Consider the following 24,121-nt stretch of genomic DNA (forward strand, 5'->3'; position numbering starts at 1 on the left):
TTGCCTCCTTAGGCAAAGAATTTCCGTGCATATTCCAGTGCGTCAGCCAAGGCATCCACCTCGGCGCGCGTATTGTACATGCCGAACGATGCACGGCATGTGGAGGTGACGCCGAAGCGTTTCAAGAGCGGCTGGGCGCAATGCGTCCCGGCGCGAACGGCCACGCCCTGCCGGTCGATCACCATCGAGACGTCGTGGGAATGAATTCCCGCCAGCTCGAAGGAGAAAATGCCGCCTTTTCCGGGCGCCGTGCCGATCATGCGCAACGAATTGATATCCCGCAGCCGTTCCGCCGCATAGGCGGCAAGATCGGCCTCGTGGCGCGCAATCGCTTCACGGCCGATGCTATCCATGTAATCAAGCGCATAGCCGAGACCGATCGCCTGTACGATCGGCGGCGTGCCGGCTTCGAAGCGATGCGGCGGCTCGTTGTACGTGACGTTTTCCTCGGTGACATCGAAGATCATCTCGCCGCCGCCCTGGAACGGCCGCATCTCGGCAAGCCGCTCCTTCTTGCCGTAGAGAACGCCGATGCCCGAGGGGCCATAGAGCTTGTGACCCGTCATGACGTACCAGTCGCAGTCGATATCCTGCACGTCGACAGGCAGATGCACCGCACCCTGCGAGCCGTCGATCAGAACGGGAATGCCCCGCTCATGTGCGATACGGCATACTTCCTTCACCGGAACGATCGTTCCGAGCGCATTCGACATATGGGTGATGGCGACGAGCTTGGTGCGCTCCGTCAGGCTCTTCTCGAAATCCTCGATATGGAACGCGCCCTCGTCGTCGACAGGCACCCAGACGAGCTTCGCGCCCTGCCGCTCCCGGATGAAATGCCAGGGAACGATATTGGAGTGGTGCTCCATGATCGAGACGACGATCTCGTCGCCCTCCCCGATCTTCGGCATGCCCCAGCCGTAAGCGACCGTATTGATCGCTTCCGTCGAGTTCTTGGTGAAGACGATATCGTCGACCGACGGCGCATTCAGGAACCGGCGCACCTTCTCGCGCGCCGCTTCATAGGCTTCCGTCGCAGCATTGGACAGGAAATGCAGGCCGCGATGCACATTGGCATATTCGCTCGAATAGGCATGCGAGATGGCATCGATAACGACCCGCGGCTTCTGAGCCGATGCGCCGTTGTCGAGATAGACCAGCGGCTTGCCATGCACCGTCTTCGCCAGGATCGGAAAATCCCGGCGAATGGCTTCGACGTCATAGGCCGTTGCCGGCACGATCTTGTCCACGAGCTTTGCCTCCAATCAGGCGTGCTTTTCCAGCCAGGCCGAGATAACGCCTTCCAGCGCCTCGACCAGGGCTTCGTCTTCCAGTTCCTCGACGATCTCGGCCACGAAGGCATTGACCAGCATGGCGCGGGCTTTGTTCTCCGGAATGCCGCGGGCCATCAGATAGAAGAGATGGTTGCGGTCGATATCGGCGACCGTGGCGCCGTGGCCGCACTGCACGTCGTCAGCGAAGATCTCGAGTTCCGGCTTGACCGAGAACTCGGCATCGTCGGACATCAGCAGCGTGTTGCAGGCCATTTTGGCATCGGTCTTCTGCGCATCCGTTGCGACCCGGATCATGCCTTGGAAGACACCGCGGGCTCGGTCGAACACGACATTGCGGATGACTTCCGTCGATCCGGTGTTCGGAACGTCATGACCAAGCACCATCGTCACGTCGGTATGCGTATCGCCACCGAGCAGGTTGATGCCGCGCAGCGTCAGATCGGCGCCCTCGCCCGTTACCTTGATGTACAGCTCCTGACGCACGAGCTTGCCGCCGGCGTTGATAACGAACAGCCTCAGCTTCGCGTCCGTGCCGAGATCGATGCGGAGCTGGCCGAGATGCGTATCCTCGCTGCCCTGCTCCTGCAGGATGATCCAGGTCACTTCGGCCCGTTCGCCGATCTTGACTTCGCTCACCGACGAGACGAGCGCAGCAGCGCCTTCGACAGCCTCATGACGCTCGATGACCGTCGCCTTGACGTCGGCACCGAAGGACACCGGAAGGCGGCTGTGAATCTGTCCGCCGGCATGAATGAACTGGATTTCCAGAGGCGCGTCGAGTTCTGTGCCATCGGGAAAGTCGATGACATAGCCGTCGCGCACGAAGCTCGCATTGATGCGCCCGATGGCGTCATCCTTGTCGAGCGCTTCGAGCCCGGCGGCAGCCGTGCCATTGATCAGGCTGTCGGCATAGCGTCCGACCGTCAGGTTCTTGACGGCAGCTTTTTCACTTGCCTTCCCCTGGAGAACGGCAAGAACCGAAGATCCCTCGACCGTCGGCGGCAGCGCTTCCACAAGACCCTTGCCGATGTCGTTCGGAACCAAACGCAGCAGGTTCTTGAAATCAGTATAATGCCAAGCCTCGACGCGGCGCGTCGGCAGGCCCGCGGTCTTCAGCTCGTCCAGCAGGCGATCGCGGACGGCAAAGACTTCGCCGTCACCAGGCAGATCGCCCATCTGGTCGTTATACGCCTCGATCAGCGCCGTTTCCGCTGATGTGAGGCGGTTCGTCGTCTGAATGTTCATCGACGTGTCCTTTCCGCCTCGATCAGGCTGCAGCTCCGATGATGTCGGCATAGCCGTTGGCTTCGAGTTCGTGCGCCAGCGTCTTGTCGCCGGACTTGATCACCTGACCCTTGTAGAGGACGTGAACGGTATCCGGAACGATGTAGTCGAGCAGGCGCTGGTAGTGGGTGATGACGATCACGGCGCGATCCGGAGAGCGCAGCGCGTTGACGCCGTCGGCGACGATCTTCAGCGCGTCGATGTCGAGGCCGGAATCGGTTTCGTCGAGTACGCAAAGCTGCGGTTGCAACAGAGCCATCTGCAGGATTTCGGCACGCTTCTTTTCACCGCCGGAGAAGCCGACGTTGAGCGGGCGCTTCAGCATGTCCATATTGATCTGCAGCTTGGCCGCGGCATCCTTGACGCGGCGGATGAAATCCGGCGTCGTCAGCTCGTCTTCGCCGCGCGCCTTGCGTTGCTCGTTGAGAGCAACCTTCAGGAACTGCATGGTGGCAACGCCGGGGATTTCCACGGGATACTGGAAGGCCAGGAAGATGCCCTTGGAAGCGCGCTCGGCAGCGTCAAGCTCCAGGATGCTCTCGCCGTTATAGAGGATATCGCCCTCGGTGACTTCATAGTCGTCGCGGCCAGCGAGAATGTAGGACAACGTCGACTTGCCGGAGCCGTTCGGGCCCATGATGGCGGCAACTTCGCCAGCCTTCACCGTCAGGTTCAGGCCGCGGATGATCTCGGTGCCGTCTTCGGCGATGCGGGCATGCAGGTTCTTGATTTCAAGCATTGCGAGTTCCTTCAAACAGCCAATGGCGATCTAGATGTCGAACCAACGGCTTCTCATTCTTTCCAAAAATTGCACGTCGGCTATGGCATAGCCTGACGTATCACCAATCACCGCGTCGATGCCGCATCTAGGGCACATGGCAGTGAGCAACTCATCCTCTTCCCTAGTTTCGCGGATCCATTCACAGATCTCCGCGACAGGAAAAACTTCGAGACAGTGAAAGCAACCGGACATCTTGCTTAATTCCAGCTCCGCACGGTTGCGAATGCTGTGATGATAAGCATCGACGATATCCTGCCGCTCCTTGATCACCCCACGCTGCCCTCAAGCGAGATGCCGATCAGCTTCTGCGCTTCGACGGCGAATTCCATCGGCAGCTCCTGCAGGACTTCCTTGACGAAGCCGTTGACGATCAGCGCGATCGCCGCTTCGGTCGGGATGCCGCGCTGCAGGCAGTAGAACAGCTGGTCCTCAGAGATCTTCGACGTCGTGGCTTCATGTTCGAACTGAGCCGTCGAGTTCTTAGCTTCGATGTAGGGCACTGTATGCGCGCCGCACTTGTCGCCGATGAGCAGCGAATCGCACTGCGTGAAGTTGCGTGCGTTCGATGCCTTGCGGTGAGCCGAGACCTGGCCGCGATAAGTGTTCTGCGAGACGCCGGCGGCGATGCCCTTCGACACGATACGGCTCGACGTGTTCTTGCCGAGATGGATCATCTTGGTGCCGCTGTCGACCTGCTGATGACCGTTCGAAACCGCGATCGAGTAGAACTCGCCACGGCTGTCGTCGCCACGCAGGATGCAGGACGGATATTTCCAGGTGATCGCCGAACCGGTCTCGACCTGCGTCCAGGAGATCTTGGAGCGATGGCCGCGGCAATCGCCACGCTTGGTGACGAAGTTGTAGATGCCGCCCTTGCCGTGCTTGTCGCCCGGATACCAGTTCTGGACCGTCGAATACTTGATCTCGGCGTCATCGAGCGCAACCAGCTCGACGACAGCGGCGTGCAGCTGGTTTTCGTCGCGCTGCGGCGCGGTGCAGCCTTCGAGATAGGAGACATAGGCTCCCTCTTCGGCAATGATCAGCGTGCGCTCGAACTGGCCTGTATTCTTCTCGTTGATACGGAAGTAGGTCGACAGTTCCATCGGGCAACGAACGCCCTTCGGCACGAAAACGAACGAACCGTCGGTGAAGACGGCCGAATTCAGCGTCGCATAGAAATTGTCCGTCGTCGGCACCACGGAGCCGAGATACTTGCGCACCAGATCGGGATGCTCGCGGATGGCTTCCGAGATCGACATGAAGATCACGCCGGCCTTTTTCAGTTCTTCCTTGAAGGTGGTGACGACCGAAACGGAATCGAACACCGCATCAACAGCGATCCTCGGCTTCTCGACGCCGGCGAGAATTTCCTGCTCGCGTAGCGGAATACCGAGCTTCTCGTAGGTCTTCAGAAGTTCCGGGTCCACTTCATCGAGCGACTTCGGGCCGGCGAATTTCTTCGGCGCGGCATAATAATAGATGTCGTTGAAGTCGATCTTCGGATAGTCGACGCGCGCCCATGTGGGCTCTTCCAGCGTCAGCCAGCGGCGGTAAGCCTCCAGACGCCATTCCAACATCCATTCCGGCTCTTGCTTCTTGGCGGAAATAAAGCGGACAATATCTTCGGACAGACCCTTTGGAGCCTTGTCCATTTCGATGATGGTCTCGAAACCATACTTGTACTGGTCCACGTCAATCAGGCGAACCTGATCGACCGTTTCCTGGACTGCAGGCATTTCGTTCTCCAATCTCGCCGGATCCAAGGTCCGGCAGCTTGTCAACGTTGCGGCAGACTTATGTCTACCCCCTATGTAGTCGGCCAAAAGGGACTTTTCACCCCGATTGGCAAGCGGAAATTTCGGTTTCCGCAAAATTGTGGCCGTCAGGCCGCCGCACCCGCCAGCTTGCGCCTTGCCGCGATGCGGGCAAACGCCGCGATTGCGCGATCGACATCCGCCTCGGTTGTCGTCAGCCCAAGCGAAATGCGGAGCGCCCCGAGCTTGGGATCGCATCCCATCGCCACGAGCACATGGCTCTCGCCGACCTTGCCGGACGAGCAGGCGGAACCGGCGGATATGGCAACTCCTTCGAGATCGAAGGCGATCTGTCCGGTTTCGGATTTCAGGCCCGGCAGCGTGAAAAAGCTGGTATTCGGTACGCGCGCGCCTTGCTCGCCATGAATAATGACATCGGACGCGCTCTGCCGCATGCCCTCTTCCAGCCGGCCGCGCAGTTGAGCTATTGCGGCATTCCGGCCTTCAATCCCATCGAGCGCAACGGCCGCGGCCGCGCCGAAGCCGATGATGGCAAGCGTGTTTTCCGTGCCCGAACGATGGCCCTTTTCCTGTCCGCCGCCATGGATCAACGGCTTCGGCATCAGCACCTCGCCGCGCGAGACGAGCGCACCAACGCCCTTTGGGCCGCCGATCTTGTGCGAGGACACGATCAGAAAATCCGCGCCGATCGCATTGATATCGAGCGGCACCCGACCGGCCGCCTGCACCGCATCGACCACGAAGATCCCGCCCGCAGCCTGAACAAGCTTTGCCGCTTCAACGACAGGCTGAAGAATTCCGGTCTCGTTGTTGGCGAGCATGATGGCGACCATCGGCAGACCGCTTGCCTTGTCATGGGCAGCAAGCAATGCCTCGAGCGCGGCAAGATCGACCGTGCCGTTCGGCGTCACCGGTATTTCGCTGATCCTGTCCGCCGCAAACCGTCCGCCTTCGCGCACGGCCGGATGCTCGACGGCGGATATATAAAGACGGCTGATCGCAAGCGGCGTCCGCCCCATGCGAAATTCCGGCGTCAGCACCATATTGGCCGCCTCGGTGGCGCCGCTGGTGAAAACGACATGCGCGGGCTCCGCGCCCGTCAGGCTTGCAACTTGCCGGCGTGCGGCCTCGACGGCGGCCCGCGCTGCCCTACCTTCGCCGTGAACGGAATTGGGGTTGCCTTGAATATCCATTGCACGCAACATCGCATCGCGCGCCGCCGGATGAAGCGGCGCGGTAGCATTCCAGTCGAGATAGAGGCGTGTTGCAGCCATAATCTTCTTCCTGCGCGACTTTGCTTTGTTGCGGCTGGTTCATTTTCCTTGAAATTTCAGCCGGGCATGCCTTATGACACGTTCCACAAACCGTTGCGCAAACAACGCGCGGAACACCGCATCAAGTTTCGAATTGTTCTAAACTGCGTTCTAGAAAAGATGAGCGCATTCGTCAAGTCAACTTGCTGCGTGCCGTTGGATTTGGACGCAGAAAAAGAAGAGCCGGAGTATCGATGCCCGAAGTAATTTTCAACGGCCCCGCAGGCCGCCTTGAAGGCCGCTATCAGCCCTCCAAGGAAAAAAGCGCCCCGATCGCTATTATTCTTCATCCACACCCGCAGTTTGGCGGCACGATGAACAATCAGGTGGTCTACCAGCTCTTCTATATGTTCCAGAAGCGCGGCTTCACCACACTCCGCTTCAATTTCCGCGGCATCGGCCGCAGCCAGGGCGAATTTGATCACGGCGCCGGCGAGCTTTCCGATGCGGCCTCGGCGCTCGACTGGGTGCAGAGCCTTCATCCGGACTCCAAGAGCTGCTGGGTTGCCGGCTATTCCTTCGGCGCCTGGATCGGCATGCAGCTGCTGATGCGCCGCCCTGAGATCGAAGGTTTCATGTCGATCGCGCCGCAGCCGAATATCTACGACTTCTCCTTCCTCGCGCCCTGCCCGTCATCCGGCCTGATCATCAACGGCGACGCGGATAAGGTCGCCCCGGAAAAGGACGTCAACGGTCTCGTCGAGAAGCTGAAGACGCAGAAGGGCATCCTGATCACGCACAAGGTCGTGCCGGGCGCCAATCACTTTTTCAACGGCCAGGTCGAGACGCTGCTCGGCGAATGCGAGGACTATCTCGATCGCCGCCTCAACGGCGAACTGGTGCCGGAACCGGCCGCCAAGCGTATTCGCTAAGAAAAACGGCCGTTACCGGGCCATTCTGAAAGTCGGACACGAGATCCCGTCGATCGTCATCGACGGGTGATCCTGCATGCCGATCTTCCGCAAAACCCGTTGCGATGCTGTGTTTTGCGGATGGGTGAAGGCGATGAAATGTCTGGCAAGGTCGCGCGAGAAGAACCATTGCGCCAGCGCGCCGGCAATCTCGGTCGCATAGCCATTGCCCCAAGCATCCTTCTGAATGGAATAGCCGAGCTCGAATTCGCCCCGACCGCTTTCCTGATGAAAGCGCGAGAAGCCGGCGCGGCCGATAAAGCGGCCGTCGTCGCGCCTTAACATCTTGTATTTGGTCACGCCATCGCGCGCCTGTTCATCGAACCAGCTTTTCAGCCGCTCCTCGGCCTTCTCCAGCGTCCATGGGGCGGCGCCCGAGAGATAGCGCGTCGTTTCGATCGCCGAATGCAATTGCCGAATCACTTCGGCATCACCCTTGTCCCACATCGTCAGAACGAGGCGCGGGGTTTCGAGTATGATGGTGTCACTCATCTGCCTGCCTGTTTTGGTGATGAATCTGCTGAGCCCGGTGGATCGATTAGGAACCGGTCGGCAAGTGCTAAACGCACGGCAAGATTTGAACAAGCCGGTCAAGAGACAATATCGAATCTGAAGGCCCGCCGGAGCGGGCCTTCAGATTATCGCTTGATATCATCCGTCAGTGACATGCAGGCAGACCAGGCGCGCCGCACTTCTTCTTTTCCGGAGGCTTTTGTGGCGGAGGCGGTGGTGGCCTCTTCACCTGCTGCTGCACGACCTTCGGCTGCGGCTGAGGCCTCGGTTGAGCCTGCGGCTTAGGCGCTGGCGCCCTCGCCTGTGCCACGACATGCGGCACCGGCCTGGGCTGCGCAGCAGCCGGATTGGCTTGCCGAGGCGGCGCGGCGGCGACATGAGGCTGACTATTGACCCGAGGTTGGTTGCTGGGAACCGCCTTCGGCTTCACCGGCTTCACCGGCTTCACCGGCTTCACCGGCGTCCTGGCGGCGACGGCCGGCGCTGCCGGGGCATGGGTACTGGGCTTCGGTGCAGTGGCAACCGGATTCGGTTTGCCGCTGGGCGCCGCTTGCGGCGCCGGAGTCTTGGCAATCTGGTTTTGCCCCTTCACGGCAGGCGCATTGCCAACTGCCGGCAGGGGCTGACCCTTGGCGCCGGGAAGCGCATGTGCATTGGCGTTCGGCGCAGTCTGAGGCTGTTGAGCCTGTTTCGTTTGAGCCGCGCCAGCATTGGCCGGCAGCTTGCCCTTGGCTGGCAAAGGTTGACCGTTAGCACCGGGAAGTGCGTGCGCGTTGGCATTTGTGCCTTGCTGCGCAGGTTGAGTGGCGGCAGCCGGATTATGTATCGCATTGGGTGCGGCTTGCAGCGGTTGCCCCTGCTTCGTCTGAGCCGTTCCCGGATTGCCCGGCAGCTTGCCGCCAGCCGGCAGCGGGTGAGCAGCGGCATTTCCGGCTTGCGGCTGGGCCGAAGGAGCGACCGCCGGAGCCGTTCCAGGCGCCGCCTTGGCCGCTGCGGCCGGATTCTGCTTTTGCAGAACCGCAGCTTTCTTTTGCACCGAGGGCGGCAGGGCAACATGCAACGCCGCGGCACCCGCGCCGGCAATAACGGCTGCGCCGGCGAGCTTCTGGCCCGTCGTCAGCCCGGGTGCGGCAGGCGCGGCACCATTCTCATTGACAACAGTGTTGTTGTTGATGACCGTCGCGTTGTTCACGACCGTATTGTGGATGTTATTGAAGATGATGTTGTTTTCGGGCGGCGCGATATCGCGCGGTGGCTCGACCCATTGCGGGACCGGAACGAAGACCGGCGCCGGCAGCACATAAACATCGACCGAGGGCTCCGGCGGCGCAAGCACGACGAAATCTTCTGGCGGCGGCGCCAGGAAGACGACGGGTGGCGGCGGTGCATAGCCGAAGTCGGCATCATCGAAATAAAGCGTGGGCCGGTCGACATAGACCACTTCCGGCGGTGGTGGCGGCGGCACGTCATATTCGATAACGGTGAAGGATGGCGGCGGCTCGAGGGCTGCCTCGAAATGCTCGAGACGACGGCGGGCATCCCAGACATGCGGACCGCGCGGATACCGCCTCAGATAGGACCAATAGGCCTCCGGCGTACCGGCAACCCAGGTCTCGCGCCAGGTTATCGCCTCGCGGCGGGCGGCGACGATGGCGCGCACACGTCTTGCCATGGAGTCGTTCGGATAGGCCGCGAGAAAATCCTCGTAACCCTGCAATGTGTCGCGATCGAGAGCGGCGAAATAGGCACCCCTCTCGTCGAAATCGCGGATCGCCTTCGTGCGGATCGCCGCATTGTCATAAGCGGAAACCTGGGCAGTAGGCGCATCGGGGCCGCGATCGAAGAAGGTGAAGGCGTTCTTGAATTTAGAGGCATCCCAGGAGATCTGCGCGCCCTTCGTCAGATCGCTGACCCGCAGGCGCGTGCGGTCGAAGACATCGCCGAGCGGCAGGCCGCCGACGCGGATCATTTCCGCCAGCGCATGCGCGTAGGAACCGTAAGGTCCGGCCTCCTGCGGCGCCACCGTACCGGGTGCCGCATTGAAGGCGATCAGCTGATTGGCGTCGGGCTCGACCAGCGCCAAGCCGCCGGCCAGCGGCTGACTGGATTGCACGAACGGATTAGCCCTCGCCGAGTCGAGCACGACGATGCTGCCGCGATTGTTGATGGCCGCCAGCGATTTGGTGAAATCGGTCATCCGCAGCGCCTCGACCGGAACATCCGTCGCATTGGCGATTTGAGCGTCGACGGGCACGAAATAATTGTCGCCCTGATATTGCACGCCATAACCGGCCAGATAGACGAAGACGACGGTATCGGGCCCTGACGCATTCGCTTTGGTCAGAAAATCCCTCATCGCATCGCGCAACCCGTTCTGGTCGAGGTCACGCGCGCCGATCACATCGAAACCGGCCGCCTGCAGCGTCTGCGCGATCAAGCCGGCATCATTGGCCGGCGTCGGCAAGGCACCCGCCTTGTAGGCGGCATTGCCCACCACGAAGGCTATTCTCTTTTCGGGGGAACCTTGCGCTTCGGCTGGGCTCGCAGCAGCAATGCCGGCCAAAACCAACATCATGGCAAAGAATGCCGAGATCGTCTTTTGGGATGACAATCCCATCATCGAGAGCAGAGGTGACATACCGGTTTCTTTCGCGAGATATGTGACGCGCACGGGATCAACATCAACAGGAAATGACTAGGATTTGATTTGGGCGGATGCGCGGCATATTCCCGGCGGCTTGGCGGCGATGTCACGGTCTATTCACGTTCGGACGCGCTCGTTTACAAATCCCGCCTCAATCGAAACTTGCCATCCGCGCCCACCAAAATGATGACGTGCCGGCAAATCGGTGCTAAACGCGCCTCCGCGATATTCAACAACAGCGACTTCGCCGCATCCTTCATCGACGCGGCTTCGAGAGACCAAGATCATGGCTGAGTTCAAATCCGATTTCCTGCGCACCCTGCACGAGCGCGGCTTCATTCATCAGATTTCCGATGAAGCCGGCCTCGACGACCTTTTCGCCAAGGAAACGGTAACGGCCTATATCGGCTTCGATCCGACGGCGTCGAGCCTGCATGCGGGTTCGCTGATCCAGATCATGATGCTGCACTGGATGCAGGCGACCGGCCATCGGCCCCTCTCGCTGATGGGTGGCGGCACGGGCATGGTCGGCGACCCCTCGTTCAAGGACGAGGCCCGCCAGCTGATGACCATCGATACGATCGAAAGCAACATCGCGTCGATCAAGCGCTGCTTCTCGAACTACCTCACCTATGGCGATGGCCCGAAGGAGGCGTTGATGGTCAACAACGCCGAATGGCTGCGCTCGCTCAACTACCTGGAATTCCTGCGCGACGTCGGCCGTCACTTCTCGGTCAACCGCATGCTGTCTTTCGACAGTGTCAAGACGCGCCTCGACCGCGAACAATCGCTGTCGTTCCTCGAATTCAACTACATGATCCTGCAGGCCTACGATTTCGTCGAGCTGGCCAAGCGCTATGATTGCCGCCTGCAGATGGGCGGTTCGGATCAGTGGGGCAATATCGTCAACGGCATCGACCTTGGTCACCGCATGGGGACGAAACAGCTCTTTGCTTTGACCTCGCCGCTGCTGACGACGGCATCCGGCGCCAAGATGGGCAAGTCCGCCACCGGTGCGGTCTGGCTGAATGCCGACCTGCTCTCGGCCTACGATTTCTGGCAGTACTGGCGCAATACCGAGGATGCGGACGTTTCCCGCTTCCTGAAGCTGTACACCACGCTGCCGATGGACGAGATTGCCCGTCTCTCCGCGCTTGCCGGCTCCGAGATCAACGAGGTCAAGAAGATCCTCGCGACCGAAGTGACCGCGATCCTGCATGGCCGCGCGGCAGCCGAGCAGGCAGCAGAAACGGCCCGCAAGACCTTCGAGGAAGGCGGCCTGTCCGAAAACCTGCCGACGATCGATGTTCCGACTTCCGAGCTTGAAGCCGGCATCGGGCTTCTCTCGCTGATCGTGCGTGCCGGCCTTGCCGCTTCCAACGGCGAGGCTCGCCGCCACGTTCAGGGCGGCGCGGTTCGTATCAACGATGAAGCCGTCAGCGACGAACGCAAGATCATCGGCGGCGGCGAAGTGACTGCGGATGGCATCATCAAGCTGTCGCTCGGCAAGAAGAAGCACATCCTGATCCGTCCGGCCGCCTGAGTAGCGGGAACTGCCTCAAAATAAGCAAAGCCGGCGTCCCCCGCCGGCTTTTTTGTTTCCGTGATCCCTGTACGCATGGCGCGATCAATCAAATGGCGTTGCCGGAACAATTTAACCCCTCCCAATGTCGGATCGGGACCTGCCCCATCGTCCTCTGCTAAGATCCTTATTTCGGAGGTGGATTATGGATGAACTGCCGGTCATCAAAACGAGGCGTAAAGGCAGAAGCCTTACGCAGAACATGCTGATCCCAAGCGAGGAAATGGTTGTCCGTGCTCTCTGGGCGGCGCCTGCGGGTCGACTATCGGATCTGGGCGAGTTGCGACAGTCGCTTGCCAAACAATATGGCGCCGACGCCTGTTGCCCGGTCACCGTTCAGCGACATCTGGTGCGGATCAGCGAGGCCCGCGACGCTCCATTCTGGCGCGTCGTGGATCCCGATCGACCATTCGCCCGGCGCATGAGCGGTGGATCGGAACACATACGTCAGCAATTGGCGGAAGAAAAATGATCCGTTACGCGGCGTCTTTATGAAAAGAGAGGCGGCGATCACCCTTCGAGGCACTTCGTCAATATTCGAAGATCTGCCTGAAAACACCGGGCGCGATGATCGACAACGGATTGATCTGAAGGTTCGATTTTTCCAGCGTGCCGGTCAGCCTGAAGGTGATGCCGATGAGGCCGCGGTCACTGCCGTTGCCGAGGATGAAACCGACGATCGGGAGTTCCGCGAACAGCCGATTTAGGCCGTAGGCGGGCATGAAGGTTCCGGTCATGTCCATCTTGCCGTTGGCATCCTTCAGCGTTCCCTGGAACGTCGCGCCTAGCTCCACGCCGCGCACCACGCCATTCTCGACCGACAGCGAACCGTCACGCATGACAAGCCGCGCAAAGCCCCGTTCGAAGCTCTGCGAGCGTGTATCGATATTCTGCTTCACTGCCGCATTCAGGCTCTTTCCATTCTTGCCGCTCGGGGTCGAGACGATGGTCGAGAGTTTCTTTTCATCGATGATGGCGAAGTTGCGGATATCGAGCGAGCCATCCCAATCGTCCTGCCCGGTCGAGCGCAGCGATAGATTGAGAAGCCCGCCCTTCAGGTGCTTGTAGAGATCGGCGAAGCGCGCCACCGCGCCGGCGTCGCCGCTCGTGATGCGGATCACGCCGTTGCTGCCTTTGCTCATCTGGGTGACGAGCGCCTCGCCGCTGCGGGTCACGCCGGAAAAATCCGCTGCCGTCGTCTTGCCGCCGGCGATCGAATAGACGCCCTTGACGTTGCCCATGGTCTCGTCGTTGAAACCGATGACCTTGTCGATATTGGCGCGAACGGTGGCGCTCGCCGAAGCATCGCCGTCCGAATTTTGCTGACCGCCTGACGTAGACGACTTCAGGCGGGCCAGGATCGGGCGTATGTCGGCGGAGTTGCCCGATATGGCGACATCGTAACCGCCGCTTTTGCTCCGCTTCAGGGAGAGCGCAAAATCGTCGAGCGCCGAAAGCTTGACGCTGTCGAAGTTTGCCGACGTCAGGCTCCCCTTGCTGATCATGAGGTCGCCACTAACGCCGAAACCGTCGCCCTTGAGCGTGAAGTTCTTGAGCGCAGTCTGATTTTCAGGGCCGGATGCCTCGAACTGTGCGATCGCTCCAATGCCGCTGCCCTTCGACCAGCCGATCCAGGGCACCGTCAGCGCCGCCTTGCCGAGATCGACCTTGACGCCCTGGCGATCGTCGTCGATGCGCGTCAATTCCACTTTGACGGGTCCGTCGATCAAATCGCGAAGACCGGGCAGAACCGCGCTACGCTGCGCATCGGTGAGCGTCGCCGTGATGACGCGCGCGCGCTTGACGCTCGATTTGCCGTCGGTCGGCTCCACCATATCGATCTCAGCGGGAATGCCGTCGATCTGCGCCTGTGCTTGCAGATGCACCGATTGAGGATCGGCCGAAATCTCACCGGTCAGATTGTCGATCTTGCGATTGTTCATCGGCTTCAGCAGATCGACATGGTCGAGCTCCAGCTTTGCCTGCCAGTCCGGCGGAGGCGGCTGCTGATCCCTGATCAACCCGATCCTGGCATCGACCTTGGCGACGATCTTGCCGTTGAAATCCTCCGGCTTGAACTCGGTCCGCTGCAGCACTTCAAGGGGCTTGTAGGTCAAGAGCTCGCCTATGGCGTCACCGGAGCCTGAAATTGTCAGGTCGAGATCGGCCATCAGCGGCTTGTCGTAGGTCGCCGGGATCGAGAAGCTGCTGTCGCTCAGCGTGATCGTGCGACCGGTCGAAAAATAGGAGGTCGCCGTCGCGATATTGACGGCCATATTCGGCCCGGTCAAATCGAAATGGGCCTTGGTATCGCGCAGCGGCGGGATTTCACCGGGGACGTTCATGCGCGCGCCGGCAATGTCGAAGGCGATGTGCAGCTCGTTCTTGCCGAGCTGCAGCTTGCCGCTTTGCGAAGCTTCCCTCAGTCTTCCAGCGGGAATGAAGACGGATATGACGGCATTGGTCACCGAGCCGCCAAAAAGATTGGCTTCGACCCAGGTCCTGGGTTTCGATGCCATCCAGAAAGGCCAAAGCTGCTTGATGACCGTCGTGTCCAGCTTGTCCGCGCGGCCGCCGAAGCTGATTTCCGGCGAGCTGTCGCCGAGCTTAATGTGCAGCGAACCGAACAGCGCGCCTTGCGGCGTCGATACGCCGAGGTTGTCGAACTGGAATTCCTTGGTGTCGGATAGGAAGTGCCCCATGGCGCGACCGTCGAAGCTGACGGGCTTTTCCCCCGAGATCGTTGACGCGGCAACGCCGTCCTTGATCACGAAATCGATGCCGAAGCCCTTGCCCGCTTTGGCATTGACACGATCGAGATCGATGAGCGCACCGGAGAACGGCACCACGGTGCCGACGAACTGCAACTTCGAAGGCGAAATCTCCAGCGTCTGATGATCGAAATTATAGGCGAGATTGATGTTGCCTTGCGTCAGATCCTGTATGTCGCGGTCCATATAGAGGGTGCCGGGCTGCACGTTGATCGCGGCTTCGAGGCTCGGATCGATGCCGGCATCGCCCTTGACGGCGGACAGCGTCACATCGGCAAAACTGATGACGCCCTGCCGCGGCGCGCCGTTCGCATCATAGGCCATCGTCAACGGCTTGAGATCGAGATTGGAGATTTTCGCCGTCAGCGACGAACTGTGGCCGGCTTGCTGCTGCGTCGCTTTCACATCCAGTCTCGCGACCGATCCGTTGACGGCAACCTCGCCATAGAGGTGCAACGTGTTCGGCTCGGTGCGCTCGAAGGTAAGATTGTCGACCACGAGGGAGATCGGATCGCCTTCCTGGCGCGCCAGTTTCATCGAGAATCCGGAAATGCGCACGGAATTCGTGCCGCCGCGCTGCACGAAATGCTCCAGAAAATCGAGATTGTCGAAAGCCGCGTTCAGCGCCAGCGGCAGTGCATCGACCCGCAGCTTCGTCAGATCGACGGGGTCTCCCTGGGGCAGGAGCGACGTATCGAGCGCTATGCCCTCCGCCGCCACGCTTGCAACTTCCACCCGGCCCCCGAGCAGGGCCAGCGGATCGAGCTCCATGTTGACTGCAGACATCGTCGACAGATGCTTGCCGCTATCCTGATCGACGACGTTGACGTCATGAGCTTCGAGCGTCAGCCGCAGGCCGGATGTAAATCGGACCACAGTCGCGCCGACTTCTGCCTTGTAGCGAGGGCCGATGGCACGATCGAGGGCCGTCTGCGCCTTCTTCGACAGCGGCTCGTCGAAGATGCCACCTTCGATGGTCGCGACGACGGCTCCGAGGATGATGGCGAGAAATGCAAAGAAAACCAGCGTGATGCGGCAGACATGCCAGACATGCGAGCGACGACGGCGAACGCGCTCCGGCACGTGCACGATCAACGGATCTTCGGCCTGGGCGGACGGCAGATTGTCGAGCGGCACGAGATCCTTTTTGCGGAATGTTATCTTTTCGCCTCGGATCACTCCTGCGCGTGCCTTTCGCTCTATACAATTTTGTTGGTGACGTTGCGTCCCATCGGGCGTCCCATTGGACGGCACACGTGGGCAGTATATATGGCTTCCCTCAAGTGTCATCTAAAAAACCGGCAAAAGAAAGGTTTTCCCGTGGCGGAAGTTTTTCCATTTCAACTCTGCATCGGCGACAAGGCACCGGATTTCGATCTTCCGCGCGATGGTGGCGGCCGCATTGGTCTTGCTGATTTTACTGGGAAGCCGCTGGTGGTCTATTTCTACCCCAAGGACGACACCACGGCCTGCACGACGGAATCGATTTCCTTCACTGCGCTCGCAGCCGCTTTCGCCAAGGCGGGTGTTGCCCTCCTCGGCGTGTCGCCGGACCCGGTCAAGAGCCATGACAAATTCGTCAAGAAACATGCGCTCTCCGTGCCGCTTGCCTCCGACGAGGAGAAGACCATGGCGACAGCCTATGGCGTCTGGCGGGAGAAGAGCATGTATGGCCGCACCTATATGGGTGTCGTGCGCTCCACCTTCCTGATCGGCGCCGATGGCCGGGTCGCCAGAATATGGGACAAGGTCAAGGTCGCGGGGCACGCCGAGGCCGTTCTGGCCGCCGCGACGGAACTCTGACGGCATGACGGACAATCTCGAACCGATTACCTCGCTGCGTGGCGGCGCCATCGCCGCCATCCGTTCGGCCGATCTCGATCTGAAGACCGAGCTTGCCCAGGAATCGGCAAGGCGCTGGTTTGCCCGTACCCTGTCGCTACGTTCACCGCTCGATCCGCCGCTCGCCGATCGCCCCGGCCGGCCGGAAAAACCGGAATTGGTGCCGCCTAAAAATATGGAGAAGCGTTCCCTGCATACGCTCAAGGGCCGCATCGCTCTTCTGCACGCCATCGCCCATATCGAATTGAACGCCGTCGATCTGGCGCTGGATATCGTCGCCCGCTTCGCGACGGGCCCGGTCCCCAATTCCTTCTTCGACGGCTGGATGCAGGTCGCCTTCGAGGAAGCCAAGCATTTCCGCATGGTGCGGGCGCGCCTGCGCGAACTGGGCGCCGACTATGGCGATCTTCCCGCCCATGACGGCCTGTGGCAGGCAGCCCATGCGACCCGGACCGATCTGACCGCTCGCCTCGCCGTCGTGCCGTTGATCCTCGAAGCGAGGGGCCTGGACGTGACACCGGCGCTGCAGGCGAAAATGCGCGAAACCGGCGATCTGGAGAGCGCCGCCATCCTCGACGTCATCTATAATGATGAAAAAGGCCATGTCGCCGTCGGTGCCAAATGGTTCCGATTCCTGTGCGCGCGGGAGAAGCGCGATCCGGCCCGCACCTTCCAGGAATTGGTGCGCGCCAACTTCCGCGGCTCCCTCAAGGCACCGTTCAACGACATCGCACGAGCGGAAGCAGGACTGACTCCCTCCTTCTATCGCTCGTTAACATCTACAAGCAGCGCATAATCCACTAACATTAAAGGCTTTTTCCGGTATTTGACGATGCGCCGGAAAGTATTCATTAACCATAATGCCGTGTACTTCCCAATCAATGCCACAAGGCATCCATTGGGAGATTCTCGGTGACAGCAAAGCCTCAGAATCGGGTTTTCGGCAAGCAGCAGCGACACCACACCATTATCGTCGCGAGCGGCGATACGGTGCGCCATATGACCGTGCGCCCCTGGATGGCCGCCGTTGCCGTCTGTCTGGCCGGGATCTTTTCGATCGGCTATCTGCTTGCGACGTCCTACCTCGTGCTGCGCGACGATCTGATCGGCGCGACGATGGCCCGCCAGGCGCGCATGCAATATGACTACGAGGACCGCATCGCCGCATTGCGCGCCCAGGTCGACCGCGTGACCTCCCGTCAGCTCCTTGATCAACAGGTCGTGGAGGAAAAGGTCGACAAGCTGATCGAACAACAGCAGCAGCTTTCATCCCGCAATGGCAAACTCGGCACCTTGCTCGACAGGGCAGAAAGCTCCGGCCTTACGAACAAGAGCGCGCACCCGGATGCGAACGCCGCTGCCCCCAGGAACGAGCACGCCCAGCTGACAGCGCCGAAGGCGATCGAGACGCTTCTTCAGGGGGGCAAGCCGGCCGACGCGACGCCTGACAATTCCACGCTCGCCTATGTCCCCGCGCCGGAAACAGTCGCCGATCGCGCCGATCGCGTCTTCTCGAAGGTAACGTTGTCGCTGAAGCATATCGAACAGGATCAACTGACCCGGATCAACAATCTCACGGTCGATGCTTCCGCGACTGCGAACGAAATCCAGACGATCATGCACAATGTCGGGGTCAAGGTTCCGAACGAGGTGGCGGCCGCGAAGCGCGGGGATGCCGATGACGGCGTGGGTGGACCTTATGTGCCGCCTGAAAATGTGGATCGGTTCGAACGGTCGATGGCGGACCTCGATACCGCATTGACGCATCTGGAAACCGTGCGGGGCGCGGCCGAAAGCCTGCCTTTCCGCAACCCGGCGGCGGGCAAGCTCGTCACCAGCCCCTTCGGCAATCGCAAGGACCCTTTCTTCGGCACGCTGGCGCTCCACACAGGCACGGATTTCCATTTCAGCCCTGGCGAGAAGGTCAAGGCCACCGCCCCCGGCAAGGTCATCGCGGCCGGGTGGACGGGCGGTTACGGCAATATGGTGGAGATCGAACATGGCGACGGTATCTCCACGCGCTACGGCCATATGGAGCAGGTCGTCGTCAAGGTCGGCGACAAGGTCGGCGCAGGCGACGTAGTGGGTCTTGCCGGCAGCACCGGGCGTTCGACAGGAACGCATCTGCATTACGAAGTCCGCGAGAATGGGCATCCGGTAGACCCGATGTATTTCATCAATGCCGGCACGAAACTTGCGGGTTACATCAGCGGCCTCGGCGCAATTTAGCTGCCGGAATTGTGACAAACGCGCAACAAACATGGCACTAATCCAAAAATTGCGTTATGAATGAACTTCAGGTCCGTTGAAGCACCTGCTTTCCTTGACTTCACGGACATTTGGTTCTATGTCGCGCTGCGTTGCGGCACGTTTCCATGTGTCGACTCATGGTGTTCGACTGAACCAAGACGGAACTAGATTTCCCTTTGACAACATTTGCTGACCTTGGCCTGAGCCAAAAAGTCCTTTCCGCGGTAACTGACGCGGGCTACACCACACCGACTCCGATCCAGGCCGGTGCCATCCCGTTTGCGCTTCAGCGCCGCGACATCTGCGGCATTGCCCAGACGGGAACCGGCAAGACAGCCTCTTTCGTGCTGCCGATGCTGACGCTGCTCGAAAAGGGCCGCGCCCGTGCGCGCATGCCGCGCACGCTGATCCTGGAGCCGACGCGCGAACTGGCGGCCCAGGTCGCCGAAAACTTCGAGAAGTACGGCAAGAACCATCGCCTCAACATCGCCCTTTTGATCGGCGGTGTCTCCTTCGAAGAGCAGGATCGCAAGCTTGAGCGCGGCGCCGATGTGCTGATCTGCACGCCCGGCCGCCTGCTGGACCATTTCGAACGTGGCAAACTGCTGATGAGCGGCGTCGAAATCTTCGTCATCGACGAGGCCGACCGCATGCTCGACATGGGCTTTATCCCTGATATCGAGCGCATCGCCAAGCTCATCCCCTTCACGCGCCAGACACTGTTCTTCTCGGCGACGATGCCGGCGGAAATCCAGAAGCTGGCCGACCGCTTCCTGCAGAACCCGGAACGTGTCGAAGTCGCCAAGCCGGCATCGACGGCCAAGACCGTGACGCAGCGCTTCGTTGCCTCGCATGGCAAGGATTACGAGAAGCGCGCCACGCTGCGCGACCTCGTCCGCGCACAGACGGATCTCAAGAACGCGATCATCTTCTGCAATCGCAAGAAGGATGTGGCCGATCTCTTCCGCTCGCTCGAACGGCACGGCTTCTCCGTCGGCGCCCTGCATGGCGACATGGACCAGCGTTCGCGCACGACGATGTTGCAGAACTTCCGTGACGGACAAATCCAGCTTCTCGTCGCCTCCGACGTCGCAGCCCGGGGTCTCGATCTTCCCGATGTCGGTCACGTCTTCAATTTCGATGTTCCGATTCATTCGGAAGATTATGTCCATCGCATCGGCCGCACCGGTCGCGCCGGCCGTTCCGGCGCCGCCTTCACCATCGTGACGAAGCGCGACACCAAGCACGTCGACGCCATCGAGAAGTTGATCGGCGAGGACGTGCAGTGGCTGAACGGCGATCTGTCGGCGCTGCCGCCGGCCGAAGAAGGTGGGGACGACAATCGTTCTTCTCGCCGCCGCGAGCCGAAAGGCAGAGGCCGCGAGCGTGATCGCAGCCCCAGAGGCCGGAGTGCCTCGAGTCATAAATCTGATATCGACGTCGAGGATAATGGCGTCGCAGTGATCGAAGCAGCACCAGCAAAGGCTGAAAGCGTGAGAAACGAGCGCAAGTCCGAGAGCAACAACAAATCCAACAACAGTTCTCGCAATAACAACAACCGGCCCTTCCCTGCTGCCAACGATGACAATCGCGAGCGCCGCAACCGCTACCGTGACCATGATGACGGCCCGACCCCGGTCGGCTTCGGTGATGATATCCCGGCTTTCATGCTCATCGTGGCAAGCGCCAAGGCCTGATAGCTCCCATTTAGCTGCACATCTCGGGATGTACGCATGGGTAAGCCCGGCATCGATTTCCCAGGATTAGGAACCGGTCTCGCAATATTGCGGGACGGCAAGCTTTTGCTCTATCGGCGCCTCAAGGCACCGGAAGCCGGCTTGTGGAGCATCGGCGGCGGCAAGGTCGATCACATGGAGCCTGCCGCCAAGGCCGTCGTCCGCGAGGCTGAAGAGGAGAGCGGTCTCTCCATCGGCAGGATCGACTATCTCTGCACAGAAGAAGTCATCATCGAGGCTGACCAGCAGCACTGGATTTCGCTGATCTATGTCTGCAGGGATTTTTCCGGCGAGCCTCGCCTGAGGGAACCCGACAAGCTCTCCGATTTCGGCTGGTTCGGCCGCGACGAGCTGCCGGCTCAGCTTTCCGAATTCGCCAAGGCAACCATCGCCCATCTGGGCGAAGAAGATTTCCGCTGACGTCTACTTATCCGAGCGACGTGCCGCCTCATAGGCGAGCCTGACCCATCGCGCCATCACATCCGGATCGTCGAACGCATCGTCGGGTATCGACCAATAAGGCATGTTGATCGCCTTGCCCTTCTTGCCTTCATAGGCCCAGCGCCGCGAGCCGGCTGCCTCGAATTCGGAAGCGCTGGCATCGTCCGCTTTCAGGAGAATCTCGTCGTCCACTTCGAGCGCCAGGATCCGCCCCATATGGTAGATCCCCTTGCCGCCGAACATCCGTTTGATGGTGATCGGCCCGAGAGACTGAAACATCTCCTCGATGTCGGTATTGTCCATTCCCTACCCCTTCAAAACGCCGCCGGCCGCGACGACTGCCTCGGGCGTGTCGACATCGAGATGTGCCGCCTTGCCGATCTCGACGTCGATAACCGGAAGCCCCGATGTCTCGATAATATGCCGGGCGCCCACATCGCCCTCCAGCCGCACTACGGCGTTCAAGACAGATCTCGGCAGGATGACGGGATTGCCGCGCTTGCCCGCGGACGCCGCCCGCACGATCGCCTGGCCGTTCGCCTCACGGAAAGCGGCGATCAGGGTTTTCAGATCGTCGCTGGTGACGCTAGGCATATCGGCCAGCATGACAAGAACGCCATCAGCCCTTTGCGCCGCCTGCGTGCCGACGCCCGCGACCAGCGAACTCGCCATGCCGGAGGCATAATCCGGATTGAAGACCTGCTCGACAGCGAGATCGCGCAACGCATCTTCGATCTCGTCACAGCGATGTCCGGTGACCGCGACGATATCCGATGCGCCGCTGGCAATGGCGATGGACGCCGAACGGCGAACCAGCGGAACACCGTCGAATTCCGCCAGAAGCTTGTGCGAACCGCCCTCGCCCATGCGGCTCGCCTTTCCGGCGGCCAGCAGCACGACGGCAACCGATATCCGCGCGGCTGGCTTGGCAACGATGTCGCGTGGCCGCGGCCGTGACTGAATTTCCATGAGCAATCCTCCAACGCCCATGCCGCTTATGTCCCGCGACGTCGGTCGTTCGCCGGCTAATATGCGATCCAGCACCCAGTCGAAACCATTCTCCTTCGGGCTGCGCGCGCATCCGGGTGCCCCGACGATGTGAACACCGCCTACTCTTCCAAGCACGAGAAGATTACCGGGATCGACCGGCATGCCGACCTGAATAACCTCGCCGCCGGCAAGCCTGATCGCTTCCGGAATGACATCGCCGGCATCGATGACGGCCGAGGCGCCAAAGACGACCACCAGCTTCGGCAGTTGGTCGCGCGCCTCCAGCGCACGGCAGATTGCGTCGGCAACGGCATTCGCCCGATGCGCAACCCGCTCTTCCCGCTGCAGCACGCTGCCCGATGGCTGCAGCCGCTGCGACAGGATCCGCGCCGTCTTGTCCATCACCGAAGCCTTCAGCGACGGCAGCTCCGTGGCGACGAGCGATATAGCGTGCGGCGCGAAGGGCTTGACCTCGAAGACCGGCATACGCCGCAGAATTTCGACGCCTTCGGCAACTTTGGCCCCGGGAACGGCGAGAGGAATGATCTTGAAGGTCGCCACCATGTCACCCGATCGCACCGGCACGCGATCCGCGAGACAGGCAAGGGTGATCGCCGGATCGACGCTGTTGAGCTGATCGACCGCTGCACGGTTTGCGACGAATAGGCCGTCGACTGCGCTGTGGACGTTCACCCGCCCCGTCGCCGCCTTAGAGAAGGTCAGATGATCGGGAGCGATAGCTCGCGCCAGCCGTTCGGCCGCCTCGTCCTCCATGAGGTCGCCCGGCTCGATGCGCGCGGCAATGACACGCTCTATCCCGGCGGCAGCAAGCCGTTCGATGTCTCCGCCAGCAAGCTTATGCCCCTTGGAAAAGCTGCCATCGGAGATCCGAATGGAATGCGCGAGAACGGCGCCCTCCGCCTCCACCGTCTGAAATTCGCCGAAGATCATGGTTTGGCGCCCTTTGGCGATGAGACGTCACGCCCGCGAAGGGAGCCGATGATCTCGGCCAGAATGGCGACGGCGATCTCGGCCGGGCTTGCGGCGCCGATGGGAAGCCCGATCGGCGCATGGATGCGGGTAAGATCAGTTTCCGCCACACCTTCCCGCCTCAAGCGCTCCAGACGCCCGGCATGCGTCTTGCGGCTGCCGAGCGCGCCAACGTAGAAACAGCCCGTTCTCAGTGCCTGAATGACCGGCTCGTCGTCGACCTTCGGATCGTGGGTGACGGCAATCAGTGCCATATAGCTGTCGAGCGGCCGTTCCTTCAACGCATCGGCGGGCCAATCGGCGATCAGGTCGATGCCTTCGAAGCGCTCCGGCGTTGCAAAGGCGGTGCGCGGATCGATGATCGTCACATCGAAGCCTGCAAGCGCCGCCATGCGCGCCAGGACCTGGCTGATATGCACGGCACCGATGACGACGATGCGCGGCGGCGGCAGATGGACGTTGAAGAACAGGCTCTGCCCTTCGATCTCAAGCGCCGCCGATTTGCCCGAACGGAATGCCGACGAAGCAGCATCGGCCAGAGCGCCTTCCAGCGCGTCGCCTTCGACGATGAGTCGATCTGGCCCGCCGGAGAGATCGGTGACAAGGATCGCCGCTTGTCGCTTGCGCCGCATTTCATTCAGCCGCGCCAGTATCAGACGGTCCATTAGGCGAGCCTTTCGACATAGACGCGGATGCGGCCGCCGCAGGAGAGGCCGACGCGCCAGGCCGTCTCATCAGCGACGCCGAACTCCAGCATGCGCGACTTGCCCGTTTCGATGACGTCGAGCGCCTCGGTGATGACGGCGCCTTCGACGCAGCCGCCCGAAACAGAACCATGGAAATTGCCCTCGCCGTCGATCACGAGATGACTGCCGGACGGGCGCGGTGCCGACCCCCAGGTATCGACAACGGTCGCCATGGCCACATTGCGGCCTGCTGACACCCATTCCTCCGCAATGACAAGCGGATCCAGACTTTCGGATATATCTGACATCGGAGCCTC

Annotated in this window: 21 protein-coding genes; 8 read left to right on the forward strand and 13 right to left on the reverse strand. The window is 60.9% G+C overall.

Going from position 1 to position 24,121, the window contains the following annotated elements; genetic code table 11:
* Positions 1–8 precede the first annotated feature (8 nt).
* From CCGE531_RS10435 to CCGE531_RS10460, 6 genes are all read right to left on the reverse strand, one after another.
* Positions 9–1,250: a cysteine desulfurase gene (locus CCGE531_RS10435; RefSeq protein WP_120666695.1), complete on the reverse strand. Its 1,242-nt coding sequence runs from the start codon at positions 1,248–1,250 to the stop codon at positions 9–11.
* A gap of 15 nt (positions 1,251–1,265) precedes the next feature.
* On the reverse strand, positions 1,266–2,540 hold the full coding sequence (sufD, locus tag CCGE531_RS10440) for a Fe-S cluster assembly protein SufD (protein WP_120664095.1): 1,275 nt from the start codon (positions 2,538–2,540) through the stop codon (positions 1,266–1,268).
* A gap of 22 nt (positions 2,541–2,562) precedes the next feature.
* Positions 2,563–3,318 carry a Fe-S cluster assembly ATPase SufC gene (sufC, locus tag CCGE531_RS10445; RefSeq protein WP_120664096.1) on the reverse strand — a complete coding sequence of 252 codons (756 nt, stop codon included), beginning with the start codon at positions 3,316–3,318 and terminating at the stop codon, positions 2,563–2,565.
* A 30-nt stretch (positions 3,319–3,348) separates the two neighbouring features.
* Positions 3,349–3,630, reverse strand: coding sequence for a cytoplasmic protein (locus CCGE531_RS10450; protein ID WP_245458830.1), 282 nt, complete (start codon positions 3,628–3,630; stop codon positions 3,349–3,351).
* A complete protein-coding gene (sufB, locus tag CCGE531_RS10455; protein WP_120664097.1) occupies positions 3,627–5,096 on the reverse strand; it encodes a Fe-S cluster assembly protein SufB in 1,470 nt (489 codons plus the stop codon). Before sufB ends, CCGE531_RS10450 begins: the two co-directional genes overlap by 4 nt.
* Positions 5,097–5,242: 146 nt before the next feature.
* Entirely contained in the window at positions 5,243–6,409 is a 1,167-nt protein-coding gene (locus CCGE531_RS10460; protein WP_120664098.1) for a cysteine desulfurase family protein, read from the reverse strand.
* A 233-nt stretch (positions 6,410–6,642) separates the two neighbouring features.
* Between CCGE531_RS10460 and CCGE531_RS10465 the strand changes: the two genes are divergently transcribed.
* The gene (locus tag CCGE531_RS10465) at positions 6,643–7,320 is read left to right on the forward strand and encodes an alpha/beta hydrolase (protein WP_004108794.1); all 678 of its coding nucleotides are present in this window, start codon (positions 6,643–6,645) and stop codon (positions 7,318–7,320) included.
* Between the two features lie 12 nt (positions 7,321–7,332).
* Here the strand turns inward: CCGE531_RS10465 and CCGE531_RS10470 are convergent, their stop codons facing one another.
* Together CCGE531_RS10470 and CCGE531_RS10475 are read right to left on the reverse strand one after the other, a co-directional pair.
* Entirely contained in the window at positions 7,333–7,851 is a 519-nt protein-coding gene (locus tag CCGE531_RS10470) for a GNAT family N-acetyltransferase (RefSeq protein WP_120664099.1), read from the reverse strand.
* A gap of 166 nt (positions 7,852–8,017) precedes the next feature.
* Entirely contained in the window at positions 8,018–10,510 is a 2,493-nt protein-coding gene (locus CCGE531_RS10475; RefSeq protein WP_120664100.1) for a caspase domain-containing protein, read from the reverse strand.
* Between the two features lie 292 nt (positions 10,511–10,802).
* Here CCGE531_RS10475 and tyrS point away from each other — a divergent pair, with 292 nt between their 5' ends.
* Both tyrS and CCGE531_RS10490 read left to right on the forward strand, forming a co-directional pair.
* Positions 10,803–12,059 (forward strand): tyrosine--tRNA ligase, encoded by a 1,257-nt coding sequence (gene tyrS, locus CCGE531_RS10485; protein ID WP_120664102.1) that lies wholly within the window; start codon positions 10,803–10,805, stop codon positions 12,057–12,059.
* A gap of 184 nt (positions 12,060–12,243) precedes the next feature.
* Positions 12,244–12,570, forward strand: coding sequence for a hypothetical protein (locus tag CCGE531_RS10490; protein ID WP_120664103.1), 327 nt, complete (start codon positions 12,244–12,246; stop codon positions 12,568–12,570).
* A 58-nt stretch (positions 12,571–12,628) separates the two neighbouring features.
* Here the strand turns inward: CCGE531_RS10490 and CCGE531_RS10495 are convergent, their stop codons facing one another.
* Positions 12,629–16,048: a DUF3971 domain-containing protein gene (locus CCGE531_RS10495; protein WP_120664104.1), complete on the reverse strand. Its 3,420-nt coding sequence runs from the start codon at positions 16,046–16,048 to the stop codon at positions 12,629–12,631.
* 141 nt (positions 16,049–16,189) lie between these two features.
* Here CCGE531_RS10495 and CCGE531_RS10500 point away from each other — a divergent pair, with 141 nt between their 5' ends.
* The 5 genes from CCGE531_RS10500 (at position 16,190) to CCGE531_RS10520 (ending at position 21,117) form a co-directional block, all read left to right on the forward strand.
* On the forward strand, positions 16,190–16,672 hold the full coding sequence (locus CCGE531_RS10500) for a peroxiredoxin (protein ID WP_245458831.1): 483 nt from the start codon (positions 16,190–16,192) through the stop codon (positions 16,670–16,672).
* Positions 16,673–16,676: 4 nt separating this feature from the next.
* Positions 16,677–17,507 carry a ferritin-like domain-containing protein gene (locus tag CCGE531_RS10505; protein ID WP_120664106.1) on the forward strand — a complete coding sequence of 277 codons (831 nt, stop codon included), beginning with the start codon at positions 16,677–16,679 and terminating at the stop codon, positions 17,505–17,507.
* 116 nt (positions 17,508–17,623) lie between these two features.
* On the forward strand, positions 17,624–18,940 hold the full coding sequence (locus tag CCGE531_RS10510) for a M23 family metallopeptidase (RefSeq protein WP_120664107.1): 1,317 nt from the start codon (positions 17,624–17,626) through the stop codon (positions 18,938–18,940).
* Positions 18,941–19,137: 197 nt separating this feature from the next.
* Positions 19,138–20,658, forward strand: a complete 1,521-nt coding sequence (locus CCGE531_RS10515) for a DEAD/DEAH box helicase (RefSeq protein ID WP_120664108.1) — start codon at positions 19,138–19,140, stop codon at positions 20,656–20,658.
* A gap of 36 nt (positions 20,659–20,694) precedes the next feature.
* Complete coding sequence (locus CCGE531_RS10520) at positions 20,695–21,117, forward strand: NUDIX domain-containing protein (RefSeq protein ID WP_120664109.1); 423 nt, start codon at positions 20,695–20,697, stop codon at positions 21,115–21,117.
* A 3-nt stretch (positions 21,118–21,120) separates the two neighbouring features.
* Here CCGE531_RS10520 and CCGE531_RS10525 read toward each other — a convergent pair whose 3' ends face one another.
* From CCGE531_RS10525 to CCGE531_RS10540, 4 genes are read right to left on the reverse strand one after another with little or no spacing between them, the layout of a single operon-like run.
* Entirely contained in the window at positions 21,121–21,441 is a 321-nt protein-coding gene (locus CCGE531_RS10525; protein WP_120664110.1) for a TfoX/Sxy family protein, read from the reverse strand.
* A 3-nt stretch (positions 21,442–21,444) separates the two neighbouring features.
* The gene (locus tag CCGE531_RS10530; RefSeq protein ID WP_120664111.1) at positions 21,445–23,079 is read right to left on the reverse strand and encodes a molybdopterin-binding/glycosyltransferase family 2 protein; all 1,635 of its coding nucleotides are present in this window, start codon (positions 23,077–23,079) and stop codon (positions 21,445–21,447) included.
* Positions 23,076–23,783, reverse strand: coding sequence for an XdhC family protein (locus tag CCGE531_RS10535; RefSeq protein ID WP_120664112.1), 708 nt, complete (start codon positions 23,781–23,783; stop codon positions 23,076–23,078). The genes CCGE531_RS10530 and CCGE531_RS10535 overlap by 4 nt, the downstream gene beginning before the upstream one ends.
* On the reverse strand, positions 23,783–24,112 hold the full coding sequence (locus CCGE531_RS10540) for an XdhC family protein (RefSeq protein ID WP_047633158.1): 330 nt from the start codon (positions 24,110–24,112) through the stop codon (positions 23,783–23,785). The genes CCGE531_RS10535 and CCGE531_RS10540 overlap by 1 nt, the downstream gene beginning before the upstream one ends.
* Positions 24,113–24,121 lie beyond the last annotated feature (9 nt).

The sequence above is a fragment of the Rhizobium sp. CCGE531 genome (assembly GCF_003627795.1).
Taxonomy (GTDB): Bacteria; Pseudomonadota; Alphaproteobacteria; order Rhizobiales; family Rhizobiaceae; genus Rhizobium.

Excerpts from the sequence above, each read along its gene's own strand:
- CCGE531_RS10525 (WP_120664110.1), bottom strand. The coding sequence starts at position 21,441 with ATGGACAATACCGACATCGAGGAGATGTTTCAGTCTCTCGGGCCGATC.
- CCGE531_RS10520 (WP_120664109.1), top strand. The coding sequence starts at position 20,695 with ATGGGTAAGCCCGGCATCGATTTCCCAGGATTAGGAACCGGTCTCGCA.
- CCGE531_RS10505 (WP_120664106.1), top strand. The coding sequence starts at position 16,677 with ATGACGGACAATCTCGAACCGATTACCTCGCTGCGTGGCGGCGCCATC.
- sufD (WP_120664095.1), bottom strand. The coding sequence starts at position 2,540 with ATGAACATTCAGACGACGAACCGCCTCACATCAGCGGAAACGGCGCTG.
- CCGE531_RS10540 (WP_047633158.1), bottom strand. The coding sequence starts at position 24,112 with ATGTCAGATATATCCGAAAGTCTGGATCCGCTTGTCATTGCGGAGGAA.
- CCGE531_RS10460 (WP_120664098.1), bottom strand. The coding sequence starts at position 6,409 with ATGGCTGCAACACGCCTCTATCTCGACTGGAATGCTACCGCGCCGCTT.
- sufB (WP_120664097.1), bottom strand. The coding sequence starts at position 5,096 with ATGCCTGCAGTCCAGGAAACGGTCGATCAGGTTCGCCTGATTGACGTG.
- CCGE531_RS10475 (WP_120664100.1), bottom strand. The coding sequence starts at position 10,510 with ATGTCACCTCTGCTCTCGATGATGGGATTGTCATCCCAAAAGACGATC.
- CCGE531_RS10490 (WP_120664103.1), top strand. The coding sequence starts at position 12,244 with ATGGATGAACTGCCGGTCATCAAAACGAGGCGTAAAGGCAGAAGCCTT.
- CCGE531_RS10470 (WP_120664099.1), bottom strand. The coding sequence starts at position 7,851 with ATGAGTGACACCATCATACTCGAAACCCCGCGCCTCGTTCTGACGATG.
- sufC (WP_120664096.1), bottom strand. The coding sequence starts at position 3,318 with ATGCTTGAAATCAAGAACCTGCATGCCCGCATCGCCGAAGACGGCACC.
- CCGE531_RS10535 (WP_120664112.1), bottom strand. The coding sequence starts at position 23,783 with ATGGACCGTCTGATACTGGCGCGGCTGAATGAAATGCGGCGCAAGCGA.
- tyrS (WP_120664102.1), top strand. The coding sequence starts at position 10,803 with ATGGCTGAGTTCAAATCCGATTTCCTGCGCACCCTGCACGAGCGCGGC.
- CCGE531_RS10530 (WP_120664111.1), bottom strand. The coding sequence starts at position 23,079 with ATGATCTTCGGCGAATTTCAGACGGTGGAGGCGGAGGGCGCCGTTCTC.
- CCGE531_RS10465 (WP_004108794.1), top strand. The coding sequence starts at position 6,643 with ATGCCCGAAGTAATTTTCAACGGCCCCGCAGGCCGCCTTGAAGGCCGC.